A 14,841-nucleotide genomic window follows, 5' to 3' on the forward strand; every position below is an offset into this window, starting at 1 on the left:
CGCCCTTATGCTGCATCAGTTCTCGCGGACCGAGCTGGCTATCGGGCCGGAAGGTCTGGAGCTTATGAAGAACAGCACCGTGGCCGTGCTGGGCATCGGCGGCGTCGGTTCCATTGCCGTCGAAGCGCTGGCCCGCACGGGCATCGGACGCATCATTCTGATCGACAAGGATGCCGTCGACATTACCAATATCAACCGCCAGATTCATGCCCTGACGACGACCGTCGGGCAGAAGAAAGCGGACTTGATGGTGGAGCGGGTCAAGCTGATCAATCCCGAATGCGAAGCGATCGCGCTGAATATGTTCTACACCGAGGAGACGTACGAGGAGCTGTTCAAGTACAAGCTGGATTATGTCATCGACGCTTCGGATACGATCTGCTACAAGATTCATCTCATTAAGGAATGCCTGGCCCGCAAAATCCCGATGATCTCCAGCATGGGCGCGGCCAACAAGATGGACCCGACGAAGTTCCAGGTTGCCGACATCTCCAAGACGACCATGGACCCCATTGCCCGGGTCATCCGGCAGAAGCTGCGCAAGGACGGCATCAAGAAGGGCGTCAAGGTGGTCTTCTCCACCGAAGAGCCGATGAAGCCCCGGCAGGACGTGACGGACAAGATTGTCTCGCCGAATGCGCCGGATATCCGCAAGGCGAAGCAGCCGCCGGCAAGCAACGCCTTTGTGCCGCCGGTCGCCGGTCTGATTATGGTGAGCGTAGCCGTGCGCGAGCTGCTGGAGCGCGGCGGAATCCGCCTGTAAATTTAGGCGCCGCTCAGGTATAGAGTTGCCGAATTACACGCATACAGGAATAGTAGGGGGCGAGTCGCCGGTAACCGGCGGCTCGTTCTTTTTGGGAGGGCCGCCCGGGCCCGTGTTTGAACCCTGGCAGAACCGGGTAATGAGCCAGCGGAATTGTATCGGAGGTTATTCTAATGACAAGCCATTTTTGGCGCGGCCCTCTCGGCCTGCAGGCAGAGGACAACTGGAAGCGGGAGTGGTCGGCAGGCATACTGTCGTACTTTGCATCCGTCTATATTGTCATGGTCAACGCTAACATTCTCCACGACGCCGGCATGCCGCTGCGGGCCGGTATGGTCGCGACCCTGCTGACCTCCATCGCAGGCTGCCTGCTGATGGCTTTTATCGGCAAAACGCCCATCGTCGTGGTGCCCGGCATGGGCATCAACGCCTTTTTTACCTATACGCTCGTCCATTCCATGCAGCTCGATTGGCGCGAGGCGCTGACCGTTGTCGTCATATCGGGGGTGCTGTTCGCCGTTGTGGCGTTTACTTCGCTCTACCGGATTCTCAGCGATGCCATTCCGCGGAATCTGCAGCATGCCATTACCGTCGGCATCGGACTCTTCCTAACCTTCATCGGACTGCAAAAAAGCGGGATCGTCATTGCCCACCAGACGACGCTCGTCGCCATCGGTCACTTCAGCGACCCAAAGGTCCTGACCTCCTGCCTGACCCTTCTGCTGGCGCTGGTGCTGTTCCTGCGCGAGACCAAGGGCGGGCTTCTGATCAGTATGCTGGCCGGGACCGGTCTGGCCTATCTGCTGGGAGCGGGACACACCTCAGGCCGGGTCGAAGCCGGGCATATCTTCACCGGTTACGGCGGCGTATTTGCCAGCATGGGCTGGGAGCGGTTCTTCAGCCTGGTCTTCTGGATTGCCGTCTTTCTGCTGCTGCTGATCATCGTCTTTGAGAACATCGGGCTGATCGCCTCGCAGACAGAGCTGGCCGGCAAGCCGGAGCGGTTCAAGAGCAGCCTACGGGCGCTCTCGCTGGCCAATATTCTGGCCGGGATCTTCGGGAGCAGCCCGGTTGTAGCCGCCGCCGAATCGAACGCCGGCATCGCCGCAGGCGGACGCACCGGGCTGACCCCGCTCGTGACGGGCATTCTGTTCAGTGCGACCTTCCTGTTCATTCCGCTGCTGACCTACATCCCCGACAGCGCTATTGCTCCGATCCTCATCGTCATCGGCGGACTCATGGTCCAGAGCGTGCGGGTCATGGATTTCTATGACCTCAGCGAGCTGTTCCCCGCATTCCTCGTCATGGTCATGATTCCGTTCACCTACAGCATCGTGGACGGCATGGCGTTCGGTTTCATTACCTACCCGATCGTCAAGCTGGCGCTCGGCCGCCGGCATGAGGTGCCGCCGGCGCTGTACGTGATCGCCGGACTGTTCCTGGCGAATTTTATTCTGCACGCGATGCTGTAGAGCGGCAGCCGCATCCATGCGAACCGTCCCTTGGAAGAGGGGCGGTTTTTATTTTTGAAGCGGGATGCGGGCTTCCGGAGCTTAGTTGGTGTCTTTTACAGAAGGGGCTTCACAGCCTTCCAGCCCTCCGTCCCGATCTTGTGCCACAGCGCTGACTTGGCTTCTGAATCGAATAGGTCGACCGAATAGCCGGAGGTTAGCTTGAACGGCTTGATATAAGCGCTCTGGTCTTCGGCGACCGCGTACATATAAGAATCGGTGTGGGCAACCTTGCCTGCTGAATCGTAGGAGCACTGAAGCACATAGAGTCGGTCAATCTTCTCGGTCCCGGGAATCTTCGCTACCGGCACGGCTTCGCTGATCTGATGGGCAACGGTGTCCAGCTTCGCCGTATCGGAGATGATATCAATCAACTCCGGCTGTGCCCGTGTAGACTCTGTTCGGTACAGTGAAACATCAATCATGGAGAGCGGCGGCGAGGATGAGCTGTGACAGGCCGTAAGCATCAAGATACAAAGAGCAAGAGTGATCGTTCTTCCAAATATGATGTTCGCGCCTCTTTTCATATGAACTTATTCCTGAACCGACAGTCAGGCTCAGCCTCCTTGCTCCGCAACACAGATCGAATCCAAATAACCCGTAAGTACGGCGGCAATCCGCTCCTTCGATAAGCGTCCTGGTTCGAGGTAGGCATGCATCGCGAGACCGTCGACGAGCGAGTACAGCGTCTCGGCTGCCAGCTCCGGATCCGTTCCCTCGCGCAGCATGCGCACCTCGGACAAGTAAGCGATAAGGCTCTGCATCCCGGTCCGCATCTCCTGCTGAACGCCGAGCGTATCCGCTTTGGGGCCGAGCGAGAACACATAGGCCAGCCAGACATCCATTTCCGCCCGCGTATCCTCGCTCCAAGGCACCACTTCAAAGAGAAGATTCAGCACTCTGGTCTTCGGAGGAAGATCCGGCCGGTCATTCGCGGTGATACGCAGGAGCGCCCGTTCCCGTACGAGCTGCATGGCATAGGCAATCAGATCCTCCTGGGTCGAGAAATAATGCCTCAGCGCGCCGAGCGACATGCCGGCCTCCTGGGCAATCCCGCGCACTGTCGCACCTTTCATTCCTTCCCTGAGTATGACCCGCCAGGCAGCGGCGGCGATATATTCTTTTTTCTGTTCATGATTCACGATTTTTGGCATGTGTTCATTGTAGCACATCGGCCCGGTTTATAAAATACAGTTGTATTGCAAAGAGGGGCGTGATATAATGACAGCGTTAAAAAGCACAAGTGTATTGGAAAGGGGCATGGATTTTGAACTTCATTGTAGGATCGATGATTGTGTGTGAAGCCGCTTTTTGGGTATTCATTATTCTTGGACTTCTTCTTCGGTATGTGCTTGGGAAGAAGGGGTTGGGAATGGCGCTGCTGTCGTTGACGCCGGTGCTCGATTTATATCTGCTGGTCGTCGCAGGCGTCGATCTCTATAACGGCGCGACGGCGACGCTGGCGCATGCCCTAGCCGCGGTGTATATCGGCGTGTCGATCGCATTCGGGAGAAGCATGATCCGCTGGGCGGATGAACGTTTTCGGTACTATGTGCTCAAGCAGGGAGAGAAGCCCGTGAAGCGGTACGGGATGGACTACGCCATACAGGATATGAAAGGCGTGCTCAGGCATGCCGCAGCCTTCGTTATCGGAGCGGGACTGCTGGTCTTCACCGACTGGGCGGTGGGCGAGGCGTCCCGAACGGAACTGTTGATTCAAACGGTATGGAAGTGGATGCTGATCCTTGGCATTGATTTTCTCATCGGCGTATCCCACTTTATCTGGCCAAAAAAGCAGAAGCCGGTCTGATCCATCCGAGCAGGGCGGCATGTAACGGGACATGAAAATTCATTCATGCCAAAGAACCGCCCCAAGAACCAGGGAGCGGTTTTTTTGGCGTGAGTTACGCCTTTCCGAATTGATATTGGCATATTTTCACTTGTTGTGATATGCTGGATACCCTTTTGCTGAAGCCAACGCAAGAAGCCTACTCGTACGCAAAACTAAGCGTATGCTTTCGAAGCGAGTTTGCTGAAGCAATGCCGGAAGCTTAATCAGCGCAAACTAAGCGTATGCTTTCGAAGCGAGTTTGCTGAAGCCAATGTAAGAAGCCTATTCGTACGCAAAACTAAGCGTATGCTTTCGAAGCGAGTTTGCTGAAGCAATGCCGGAAGCTTAATCAGCGCAAACTTTTAGGAGGTAACTGATTTGGAAGAGACATTTCAAAGTGCCTATCAAGAGGAACAGAGCAGGCTGGATGCGGTGCTGAACGAGATTGACACTCAACTCGAACGGCTGCGGAATACGCCGGTCTATACCGGACACGACTACACGGAGCAGGTGCTGGAAGGCATCCGCGAGGAGCGCCGGAACGCGCTGGCCAAGTTGCGGCAGGAGCCGTACTTCGGGCGGCTGGATTTCCAGGAGAACGGCGAAGGTCAGCGCAAGGCGCTGTATATCGGCAAAATCGGCGCCGACCGCGACGAAGCCGGCGACCACCCGATGGTGATCGACTGGCGCGCTCCGGTGGCGAGCCTGTTCTACTCCTTTACCGGCGGCCGGGAACCGATCAGCTATGAGACGCCGGAAGAAGGCCTCATTGAAGGGCTGGTCTACCTCAAGCGGAACGTGGTGATCCGCAAGCGGATTCTGGAGCGCGTGGCCGACACGTTCGACCGCGAGAGCGACGGACCGGCGGTCTCGGACGAGTTCCTCGTCTACCGGCTCGGCGAGAACAAGGACAACCGGCTGCGCGACATTGTCTCGACCATCCAGGAGGAGCAGGACCGGATTATCCGGGCGGCCAAGAATACCGCGCTCATCATCCAGGGCGTGGCCGGCAGCGGCAAGACGACCGTGGCGCTGCACCGGCTCGCTTTTTTGCTGTACCAGTACAAGGAGCAGGTCACGGCCGAGAAAATGATTATCTTCGCGCCCAACCGCATGTTCCTCGATTACATATCGGATGTGCTTCCCGAGCTCGGCGTCGGCAATATCGCCCAGAGCACCTTCGCGGACTGGGCTTCGGAGGCGCTTGGCGTGGAGCTTGCGCCGGATGCGGCCCAGGAGACCTACGACCGCTGGTTCAAGGGAACCGGCCCGATGCCGGTTCTGACGGAAGAGACGCCGGCCCGTTTCAAAGGCTCGACGGCACTCGTTCCCGTTATCGAAGAGGCGGTGGGGCTGCTGGAAGAGACGGCGGTGCCGGAAGGCGACTTCTCGCCCTGGGACGGCAAAATCCTGCCGCGCCGCATGATTCTCGACTGGCATGACCGGGAATATGCGCCGTATGCTCCGGCCCGTCGCAAGGAGCGCGTTCTCGCGCGGATTCACCGCTGGATCGAGATGGAGCTGAAGAAGAGCCCTTCCGCCGCTGCGCTCAAGGAACGGAAGAAGAGGGCAGCCCAGCGCGAGAAGGCGTACGCGGCGAAATGGCCGAAATACGAGCCGGCAGGCATCTACCGCATGATCTTCCGGGCCGCCAAGGTTCCGGCAGGCTGGCCGGTCGAAGCGCCGGACGCCATCCCCGCTTCCGTCCTGAAGGACACGCAGAAGGCCCTGAAGAAAGGGCTGCTCCGAGAGGAAGATCTGCCGCCGATGCTTTATATTCACTATCTGCTGAACGGTGACGAGAGTATCCACCGGTTCGACCATGTCGTCATCGACGAGGCGCAGGATTTCTCACCGTTTCAGATCTTCATGCTGGACCGCTATGTGAAGGGCCATTCCTTCACCATTCTCGGCGATCTGTCGCAGGGCATCCATGCCTATCGCGGCGTCCATGACTGGTCCGAAATGAGCGGTTTATTCGACCCGTCCGACACCGCTTACCATGCGCTGACTCGCAGCTACCGTTCGACCATGGAGATCATCGAGTTCGCGAACGGGATTCTGGCGCACGGCGTCGGAAGCGGGCTGCTGGCGGTGCCCGTCTTCCGCAGCGGCAGCCCGGTGCGGCTGATCCGTTCGGAACCAGCGGCGACCGGATCGGCCGGCGGGCCGGCTTCGGGAAGCGGCAATGGAAGCGATGCGCCGCTGCCCGACGCTTCCCCGCGCGTCCGGGTCATCGCCCGGGCGCTTGCCGAATTGTCCGGCCGGGAGTACCGGACCGTGGCGGTGCTGACGCGAAGCCTTGCGGACGCGGAGGCGCTGCATGCCGAACTGCTGCCCCGGTTCCCCGGGCTGAACCTGATCGACGGCGGCATGACGGAGTACAAGGGCGGACTGTCCGTGCTGCCGATCTATCTGTCCAAAGGACTTGAATTCGATGCGGTTCTGCTGGCCGACGCCGACCGGGAGCACTACGGCGAAGCCGCCTGGGATGCCAAGCTGCTGTACGTCGGCTGTACCCGAGCCCTGCATGAGCTCTGGCTGCTCGGCAGCGGGGAGCTGCCTGGCGCGCTCAAGGCCGCAGCCGGCGCGGTAGAGACGGCGGAAGGCTGGCCGGAAGCGCAACCGGAAGCCTGACCTTGACAATTTGTTACATGAGACGGAACTTTGGTATGTCTGACCGATCGGCCCCCCTTCTATAATCGAGGCATAGGCTTCTACCCGAAATAAGAGGGGTTAACGACCATCATGAATACACCGCTAAACGCCAAACGACCATTGTCCGCTGTAACCCGCCTGCTTCATTCGCTCCAAGCCAGACTCACGCTGTCTGTGCTTGCCGTTGTGCTCCTGACAGTATCTCTGCTGTCGGCTGTCGTCTACACGCGCACAAGCCGGATTGTAGAGAATCTCGTCCATCAGAATGCCGGCCAGACGATCAGCCAGTCCCGCGCCCAGCTGGACATGCTGCTGGGGCAGATGACGGAGGTCGGGGCCCGGCTGCAATCCGACCAGGAGCTGGTCAACCGGCTGAATGCCCTGTCCTCGCCCGGAACCGGTGCTTACGAACGGGAGCAGGCCGCCTCTGAACTGACCGAACTGATCGGTTCCTATGCCTCCTCCAACCGGAGCATCGGCTCCATTACCCTGTTCTCCGCCGACTTGGCGAAGACCGTCTCCACGGTCAGTACGGAGATGATCCAGCCGGGAGTCAGCGGCGACAATCCGGCGGAGAAGCGGGAGCTGGGCTGGCTGGCGGACCTTGCCGGACAGAAACCCGGAGTAACGCGGGTGCTTCCTCCGCGCGCAGAAGGCTTTGTCAGCAAAGCGGCCGAGGCCTCTCAAATTGCCATAGGCCGGGTACTCAATAATCCGATTACCGGCCGAACGATTGGCTACGCCTTGATAGAGGTTCCCCTGGATACTATCCGGTCCGTTATGGACGGTCTGTCTTTTGGCAAAGGCGGAGCCATTCAAGTAGTTTCAGCAGACGGAACCCTTGTCTATGATGCCGATGCTGCGCTCGCCGGAGAACACTACGCACCTTCGCTTCCGGCCGTACCCGAAGCGGAAGGCCAGAAGGCCGGCAGCTATGACGGCAAGGGGGTGGGCGGTGAGAAGTCGCTGTTCCTGTATGAATATATGCCGCTCTCCGGCTGGTTCCTCATCGGAAGCATTCCCCGTCAGACGCTGCTTCGGCCGCTGGATACCATTGTTCAGGCCTTTGCCTGGGTATCGGCCGGCGGGCTTCTCCTGTCGGGAATCGTACTCGGACTGCTGATCCGCCAGAGCCTGGGCCGGCCGCTGAAGCAGCTGACAGAGCTGTTCCGCCGAGGTGCGGAAGGCGACCTGAGCCTCCGGACGGATTTCGACCGCAAGGATGAGATCGGCGCGCTGGGCGGCAGCTTCAACGCCATGATGGATCATTTGTCCCGCTTCGCGGAGCAGACACAGCGCTCGTCTGAAGAGATGAGACGAACCTCGGGGAAGCTGACCGGTTCGGCCCGCAGTTCCCGCGTCGGGGCAGAGAGTATCGCAGCCGCAACGGAGAACATCGTCCGCGGCTGCGAACGGCTCGGCGGCGATGCGGAGCAGATGAACGGCCTGGTCGGCGACTTGTCGGCCCGACTGGAGGAGATGGCCGGCCGGAGCGGCGAGATGGCCGCAAGGGCCAGGGAACTGGACCACGCCGTGATTCAGGGAACGGATTATATGCAGGTGCTGACGGAGAAGACGGTCGGCGCGGAGACGATGTCCGCCCAGGTCCGGCAGAAGGTCTGGTCGCTGAGAGACAGCGTACTGTCGATCCGTCAGATGCTTCAGCTGCTTCAGGATATGGCGAACAAGACCAATATCCTCTCGCTTAACGCTTCGATTGAGGCGGCCAGCGCGGGCGCTGCGGGAAAAGGCTTTGCGGTGATTGCCGGCGAAATCAGAAGCTTGGCCGATCTGTCCAGGACGAACCTCGGCCATATCCGGGTTCTCATGCAGCAGATTACCGGGGAAGCCGATGAGGCCGCCGGGCTGGTGGAAGAAGCGATGCCCCTGTATGAATCCCAGAAAGACGCCGTCCAGGCGACGAATCATATTCTGAATGGAGTCCGGGATACGATGAACGTGTTCCTGAACGGGCTGGAGCAGGTTACAGCTTCCATGGAGCAGCTCCAGAACTCCCAATCCATACTGGGCGCAGCGGCTGCGAATATCGCCATGGTTACGCAGGAGACGGTAGCCATGTCCGAAGAGATGGCGGCCGTCGGCCGGGAACAGATGGCGGCCGGTTCGGAGATGGAACGGATGTCGAAGCAGCTCGAGAATCTGTCCGGCGTGCTGTCGGATTCGGCCATCCGCTGATCCGAAAGGGCGGTAGCGATTGATTATAACTGTTTTTGGGCTGGAGTCTCTCCGCGGGTTATGGCTTAATATAAAGTGTCCGGCCGGACGATAACCAGCGGAAAGGAGGCTGAAGGGCAATGATTTCAGTGAACGAGGTGATTTCCGTCTAACAGGCGGAAATCCGTAAGATGAGGGGGCCGAGAGGCTCCCTTTTTGCTTAAAAGACAAGGGCATGCTGACGCGCCGTTCTGAGGTGGACGCGGCGCAGGCCTGCTCTGTATAATATAACCAATCAGCGAACGGAAAGGAGGCAGGTGGCGATGGATATTCTGGTCTGTAAGACACTCGGACCCTTGGGCATGCACCTGTTAGAGGAGGAAATCAGGTTTGAGTTATGTGAACGGGCGGGATGTGCTTCCCCCTGGCCTGCTGGAGGAGCTGCAGGATTATATTCAGGGTGAACTGCTCTACATCCCCAAGAAGAGCGAACAGCGCGTCGGCTGGGGCGAGAAATGCGGCTCCCGGGGCATGATTGCGCGCCGGAATGAAGAGATCTACGGAATGTACCGGAGTGGTTCTCCCGTGCCGGAGCTGTGCCGGCGTTATCATCTGTCGGAAGAGAGCATCCGGAAGATTGTCTCCAAAATGCGGGCCCTCGCCGCAGGCGGCCGGTCCTGACAGAAGAGCAAGGCAAGAGCATGACTTCTTTCGACGCGGGTCTTACCGCGCGGGAGAAGTGATGCTCTTTTTCGCAGAACCTTCCTCCGGGTATGGTATGATAGAAAGAGCGGCTGAACCAGACTATACCCGTTTGAGGAAGTGAACGCATGGATTTATTCTCATTCAACGATGGAACCGGGGAAGGAGCCGGCGACGGCCGCCTGCTCGCGGACCGGATGCGGCCGCGAACTCTGGATGAATATATCGGACAAGAGCATATTGTAGGCCCCGGCAAGCTGCTGCGGCGGGCCATCGAAGCGGATCAGGTCTCGTCGATTCTGCTGTACGGGCCGCCGGGCTGCGGCAAAACGACGCTGGCCCATATTATATCCAACCAGACCCGGGGCGATTTTGTGCGGCTGAACGCCGTCGAGGCCTCCGTCAAGGACGTACGCGAGGTAATCGACCGGGCCCAGACGAACCGCTCGTTGTACGGCACGAAGACCATCCTGTTTCTGGACGAGGTGCACCGGTTCAACAGCTCGCGCCAGGATGCGCTGCTGCCGGCGGTGGAGAAGGGAACGATCATCTTCATCGGAGCAACGACGGAGAATCCCTTCCATTATGTCAACGGCGCCCTCATGAGCCGCTCGACGCTCTTCCAGCTGGAATCGCTGACCAAGGCACACAGCCTGATCGCCATGAAGCGGGCGCTGGCCGACAAGGAGCGCGGGCTTGGCTTCATGGACCTTCAGGTGGAGGAAGAGGCGCTGGACCATATCGCAACCATGGCGAACGGCGACATCCGGCGCGCGCTGAACGCGCTGGAACTGGCGGCGCTGACGACCTCGCCGGAGGAAGGCGGGAGCGTGCATATCACGCTTGAGGTGGCCGAAGAATCGATCCGGCGGCCGACGGTCAAGGCGGACGAGTCCACGCAGTACGATGTGCTGAGCGCTTTTCACAAAAGCATTCGCGGCTCCAGCGACGCCGCGCTCTTCTGGTTCCTCTATGCCGTCGAGAAGCTCGGCATGGACCCCCTCGTGTTCCTCCGCCGGCTGATTGCGGCGGCGAGCGAGGACATCGGCCTGGCGAACCCCCAGGCGATGATCCAGGCGACCAGCGCCCTGGATGCCTACCGGAACAACGGCTGGCCGGAGGCGAAGCTGAACATTGCCCAGGCGATTCTGTTCGCCGTCGAGAGCCCGAAGTCCAATGCGGTGTACACCGCCATTGCCCGGGCGACGGACGCCATCGGGGAACTGAAATCGGCGGAGGTCCCGATGCATCTGCGCGATACCCATTACAAGGGGGCTTCGGCGCTCGGTCATGGCGGCTACAAATATCCGCATGATTATCCGGGCCACTACGTGAAGCAGGAGTACCTGCCCAAGGCCATCGCCCGCCGGGTCTTCTACCAGGCGAGCGAGCAGGGCAACGAAGCGAAGATCCGCCATAATCAGGCGCTGCGGCGGGGACGTCCGCCGGAGAGCGGAGAATAGGCGGATAATTCGGAAAGAAGGAATATAAGGTGCGCAATTTGCTGTATCTGGCGCTTGGCGCGTTCCCCGGAGCGCTCTGCCGCTACGGATTGACGCTGGCTGTGCCGGCGGGGACAGGCGGCCTGCCGCTGCCCGTTCTGCTGATTAATTGGATCGGCTGCCTCTTCCTGGGCTGGTTCTTTGCGGTGTCGCCGAAGTCCGGCCGGATTCCCGCCAGAGTGCGGCTGATGATCGGAACGGGCTTTACCGGAACGTTCACCACCTTCTCGGCCTTCACGGTTGATTCCGTCAAGCTGCTCGAAGGCGGAGAGGCAGGAACGGCCCTGCTCTATATGCTGCTGAGCCTTGCCGGCGGAATTGCGCTCTCAGCCGCCGGCGTCTGGCTGGGCAAGCGGACGATGCGAGCCGGGAGGGCGGCCGGATGAACCTCTTTGGCATCGGCATCGGCGGAGTCATCGGAGCCGCCTGCCGCTATGGGCTCGGGGGCTGGATCGGCCGGCGATTCGGCAACGCTTTTCCGTGGGGAACGCTGTTCATTAACATCCTGGGTTCCTTCATCCTGGGCGTTCTGGCCGGGGCGGGCGATCTGATCCCCCGCGGCTGGTATCTGACGGCCGGAACCGGCTTCTGCGGCGGCTTCACCACGTTCTCCACCTTTGGCTACGAAACGGTGACCCTGCTGGAGAACGGACGCTATGGCCGGGCGGCGGCTTACGCGCTTCTGTCGCTGGCGGTCGGTCTGCTCGGAGCGTGGCTCGGGCTGAAGACGGGAAGGACGCTGTAAGCGAAGAGCGTGTATGGGAAGTCAGAGCGTGCAGAGCAACCCGACGAATCGGCGCTTGCTCCCTCAGAGGCGAAGCGGACCCGATATGCCTATCTCATGCAGCTGGCCGACGGCAACCGGATTGACCTGACGCTGTGTCCGGCTGCCGAGGCCGCCCGCTGGAATGACGGCGATACACTTGCGGTTGTCTTGCTGGACAAGGACAGCCTGCTGCAGGAGCTTCCTGCTCCCGGCGACTCTCTCTACTGGATCAAGGAGCCGGGCGAAGCTGAATTCCGGGACTGCTGCAACGAATTTCGCTGGGTCTCCACCTATATCGCGAAGGGACTCCGGCGCAGAGAACTGCTCTATGCGCTGGACCATCTGATCTGTATGTCCGGCCAATGCTTATCCGCATGCTGGAATGGCGGGCCGGAATCCGGGAAGGGTTCTCGGTCAGCACCGGCAAGAACGGCAAGTACCTTGACCGCTATACACCTGCGGAAGACTGGAACCGGCTGCTGGAGACTTATCCTGAAGCGAAGGAGGAAGCCATCTGGAGAGCGCTGCTGACCGCCGGAGAATTGTTCCGCCGGACCGGGCAGGAGGTGGCCGAAGGACTGGGCTTTCGGTATCCGTTGGAAGAGGATGTAAGCGTGACGGCTTATCTGGAGCAGATGTATGAGGGGAAAGGGTAATCTCCCGCTGCAAGTTGACAAAACAAGGCCCCTGTGGCCCGAGCGAAACGCTCGGACCACAGGGGCCTTGTTGGTTGAGGGCGGCTGCATGGCAGTCCGCCGCGGATTGCCCATGCAGCCGACGCTTCTCCGGACACCTGACGGGCCTGCCGGAATGTGGGCTTACGTCAGCGGAACCAGCTTGTCCGCCGATTCAATCGTGCCTCCGCCCAGGCATTCTTCGCCCTGGTAGAAGACGACGGCCTGGCCGGGCGTAATGGCTTTCTGCTGTACGTCAAAATCCACCTGAACCGTTCCGTCCGTCCGCCGGCTTAAAGTTACGCCCTGATCGGGCTGCCGGTAGCGGAATTTGGCCGTGCAGCGCAGAGGGCCGTCCGCCAGCAGGTCCCGGCCGGAAGTCCAGGCTACGCCCGAAGCAACGAGGCCGGTGGAGTAGAGGCTGGGATGCTTGTCTCCCTGCACCACGTACAGAATGTTGCGCTCCAGATCCTTGTCGGCCACGAACCATGGTTCGCCCGTTCCCGATCCGCCGATGCCGAGGCCCTGCCGCTGGCCGAGCGTGTAATACATGAGCCCGTCATGCCGGCCCTTGACTTCGCCGGTCGCGATGTCTACCATCTCTCCGCCCTTCGCAGGCAGATAGTGGCTCAGAAACTCGCGGAAGTTGCGCTCGCCGATGAAGCAGACGCCGGTGCTGTCTTTCTTCTTGGCGGTATAGAGACCGGCTTCTTCCGCAATCCGGCGGACTTCCGGCTTGGGCAGATGCCCGATCGGGAACATGGCCTTGGAGAGCTGGTCCTGATTAAGGGCATTCAGGAAATACGTCTGATCCTTGTTGGCGTCCACGCCGCGAAGCAGCCGGAAGACGCCGTCTTTTTCCACGACCCGGGCGTAATGGCCGGTCGCCACATAATCGGCGCCGAGCTGGAGCGCCCGGTTCAGGAATTCGCCGAATTTGATCTCCCGGTTGCACATGACGTCCGGATTCGGCGTCCGTCCGGCCTTATACTCATCCAAGAAATACGTGAACACCTTGTCGAAGTATTCTTTCTCGAAATTGACGGTATAGTAAGGGATGCCGACCTGCTCGCAGACGCGGCGGACGTCTTCGGCGTCCGTCTCTGCGGTACAGACGCCGAACTCGTCGGTGTCGTCCCAGTTCTTCATGAAAATACCGATGACGTCGTAGCCCTGCTGCTTCAGCAGCAGCGCCGTTACGGAAGAATCCACGCCTCCCGACATGCCGACGACCACCCGTGTGTCCGCGATTGCCTTTGCCACAGTATCACCATCTTTATCTAAATTTGTGTCCGCCTGTGGAATACAAACGGTCCGAAAGTTGCGACTTGCTTTCCCCCTGTTGTCCGGGATATGATAACATAAACAGAGAGTATATATCGGAATAGATTGAAATACGACATTGCCTTCAAGAACAATCCATTATACTATACTCAGCCACTATTTTGAAAGAGGTGTTCCTTTGAAGATTTCAACTAAAGGACGATATGGCCTGACCATCATGATGGAGCTGGCCCTGAAATTCGGCGAAGGCCCGACTTCCTTGAAGAGCATCGCCGAGAAGAACGGGCTCTCCGAGCATTATCTGGAGCAGCTCATCGCACCGCTGCGCAACGCCGGACTCGTCAAGAGCATCCGGGGCGCCTACGGCGGTTATATCCTGTCCCGCGAAGCCGCGCAGATCACGGCCGGCGACATTATCCGCGTCCTGGAAGGCCCGATCTCGCCCGTGGACTTCACGGAAGAAGACGACCCGGCCAAACGCGACCTCTGGCTGCGCATCCGGGACAGCATCGCCGACGTGCTAGATTCTACCACGCTGCTGGACTTGATCTCCTTCAAGGAAGAGGAGCAGGTGGATAATTATATGTTTTATATTTAACCCCGCTTCGATAGGGGTTCTGTTCAACGCAAGCGAGCAGCCATTCTCCACTGACAGGAGAATGGCTGCTCGCTTTTTTCTTATCTACATTCTAGAGTGTCTTCGCCTAGCTAATTAAAAGAAAGTAACAAGGGGATAAATAACAACAAAAATGCAGAAAAAAAGATGACTTTATATTTTTGGTGGTCAAGACCCCATTTAGTGGACATTGAAAAAAACACCTAGGTTGCAAGCTGGCGTCGGTACTCTACTGGCGTCAGTTTGTTTAATTTACGCTGTGGTCGTCTTCGGTTGTAAAACCGTATGTATTTCTCGATTCTTCTTTGTGCCTCAGCCATTTTTCGGATATCATAAGGATAGAGTCCTTCCGTTTTGAG

General features: G+C 59.2%; 14 protein-coding genes and 1 pseudogene. 11 read left to right on the forward strand and 4 right to left on the reverse strand.

Going from position 1 to position 14,841, the window contains the following annotated elements:
- Positions 1–7 precede the first annotated feature (7 nt).
- Both RBI05_RS17770 and RBI05_RS17775 read left to right on the forward strand, forming a co-directional pair.
- On the forward strand, positions 8–763 hold the full coding sequence (locus RBI05_RS17770; RefSeq protein ID WP_150457006.1) for a tRNA threonylcarbamoyladenosine dehydratase: 756 nt from the start codon (positions 8–10) through the stop codon (positions 761–763).
- A 173-nt stretch (positions 764–936) separates the two neighbouring features.
- Entirely contained in the window at positions 937–2,235 is a 1,299-nt protein-coding gene (locus RBI05_RS17775) for an NCS2 family permease (protein WP_310552025.1), read from the forward strand.
- Positions 2,236–2,330: 95 nt separating this feature from the next.
- Here RBI05_RS17775 and RBI05_RS17780 read toward each other — a convergent pair whose 3' ends face one another.
- Both RBI05_RS17780 and RBI05_RS17785 read right to left on the reverse strand, forming a co-directional pair.
- Complete coding sequence (locus tag RBI05_RS17780; RefSeq protein WP_310552026.1) at positions 2,331–2,648, reverse strand: hypothetical protein; 318 nt, start codon at positions 2,646–2,648, stop codon at positions 2,331–2,333.
- A gap of 183 nt (positions 2,649–2,831) precedes the next feature.
- Complete coding sequence (locus tag RBI05_RS17785; RefSeq protein WP_310552027.1) at positions 2,832–3,446, reverse strand: TetR/AcrR family transcriptional regulator; 615 nt, start codon at positions 3,444–3,446, stop codon at positions 2,832–2,834.
- A 95-nt stretch (positions 3,447–3,541) separates the two neighbouring features.
- On the opposite strand from RBI05_RS17785, the gene RBI05_RS17790 reads away from it, so the two are divergent.
- From RBI05_RS17790 to RBI05_RS17825, 8 genes and pseudogenes are all read left to right on the forward strand, one after another.
- Complete coding sequence (locus RBI05_RS17790) at positions 3,542–4,084, forward strand: hypothetical protein (RefSeq protein ID WP_408638346.1); 543 nt, start codon at positions 3,542–3,544, stop codon at positions 4,082–4,084.
- Between the two features lie 399 nt (positions 4,085–4,483).
- Positions 4,484–6,742 (forward strand): HelD family protein, encoded by a 2,259-nt coding sequence (locus RBI05_RS17795; protein WP_310552028.1) that lies wholly within the window; start codon positions 4,484–4,486, stop codon positions 6,740–6,742.
- Between the two features lie 111 nt (positions 6,743–6,853).
- Positions 6,854–8,959, forward strand: a complete 2,106-nt coding sequence (locus RBI05_RS17800) for a methyl-accepting chemotaxis protein (RefSeq protein WP_310552029.1) — start codon at positions 6,854–6,856, stop codon at positions 8,957–8,959.
- Between the two features lie 369 nt (positions 8,960–9,328).
- Complete coding sequence (locus tag RBI05_RS17805) at positions 9,329–9,619, forward strand: CD3324 family protein (protein WP_150456999.1); 291 nt, start codon at positions 9,329–9,331, stop codon at positions 9,617–9,619.
- A gap of 149 nt (positions 9,620–9,768) precedes the next feature.
- On the forward strand, positions 9,769–11,103 hold the full coding sequence (locus tag RBI05_RS17810) for a replication-associated recombination protein A (protein WP_310552030.1): 1,335 nt from the start codon (positions 9,769–9,771) through the stop codon (positions 11,101–11,103).
- 29 nt (positions 11,104–11,132) lie between these two features.
- Positions 11,133–11,528 carry a fluoride efflux transporter CrcB gene (crcB, locus tag RBI05_RS17815; RefSeq protein WP_310552031.1) on the forward strand — a complete coding sequence of 132 codons (396 nt, stop codon included), beginning with the start codon at positions 11,133–11,135 and terminating at the stop codon, positions 11,526–11,528.
- Positions 11,525–11,887 carry a fluoride efflux transporter CrcB gene (crcB, locus tag RBI05_RS17820; RefSeq protein WP_150456997.1) on the forward strand — a complete coding sequence of 121 codons (363 nt, stop codon included), beginning with the start codon at positions 11,525–11,527 and terminating at the stop codon, positions 11,885–11,887. Before crcB (RBI05_RS17815) ends, crcB (RBI05_RS17820) begins: the two co-directional genes overlap by 4 nt.
- Positions 11,888–11,896: 9 nt before the next feature.
- Positions 11,897–12,564: pseudogene (locus tag RBI05_RS17825) on the forward strand (aminoglycoside 6-adenylyltransferase).
- Positions 12,565–12,726: 162 nt separating this feature from the next.
- On the opposite strand, the gene mnmA reads toward RBI05_RS17825, so the two are convergent.
- Positions 12,727–13,845 (reverse strand): tRNA 2-thiouridine(34) synthase MnmA, encoded by a 1,119-nt coding sequence (gene mnmA / locus RBI05_RS17830; protein ID WP_310552032.1) that lies wholly within the window; start codon positions 13,843–13,845, stop codon positions 12,727–12,729.
- A 199-nt stretch (positions 13,846–14,044) separates the two neighbouring features.
- On the opposite strand from mnmA, the gene cymR reads away from it, so the two are divergent.
- Positions 14,045–14,464: a cysteine metabolism transcriptional regulator CymR gene (cymR, locus tag RBI05_RS17835; RefSeq protein ID WP_150456995.1), complete on the forward strand. Its 420-nt coding sequence runs from the start codon at positions 14,045–14,047 to the stop codon at positions 14,462–14,464.
- Positions 14,465–14,685: 221 nt separating this feature from the next.
- Here cymR and RBI05_RS17840 read toward each other — a convergent pair.
- On the reverse strand, positions 14,686–14,841 hold a 156-nt coding region (locus RBI05_RS17840; protein ID WP_310550946.1), incomplete at its 5' end, for an IS3 family transposase.

It is taken from the genome of Paenibacillus glufosinatiresistens (genome assembly GCF_031470375.1).
GTDB classification, from domain to species: Bacteria; Bacillota; Bacilli; order Paenibacillales; family Paenibacillaceae; genus Paenibacillus_AQ; species Paenibacillus_AQ glufosinatiresistens.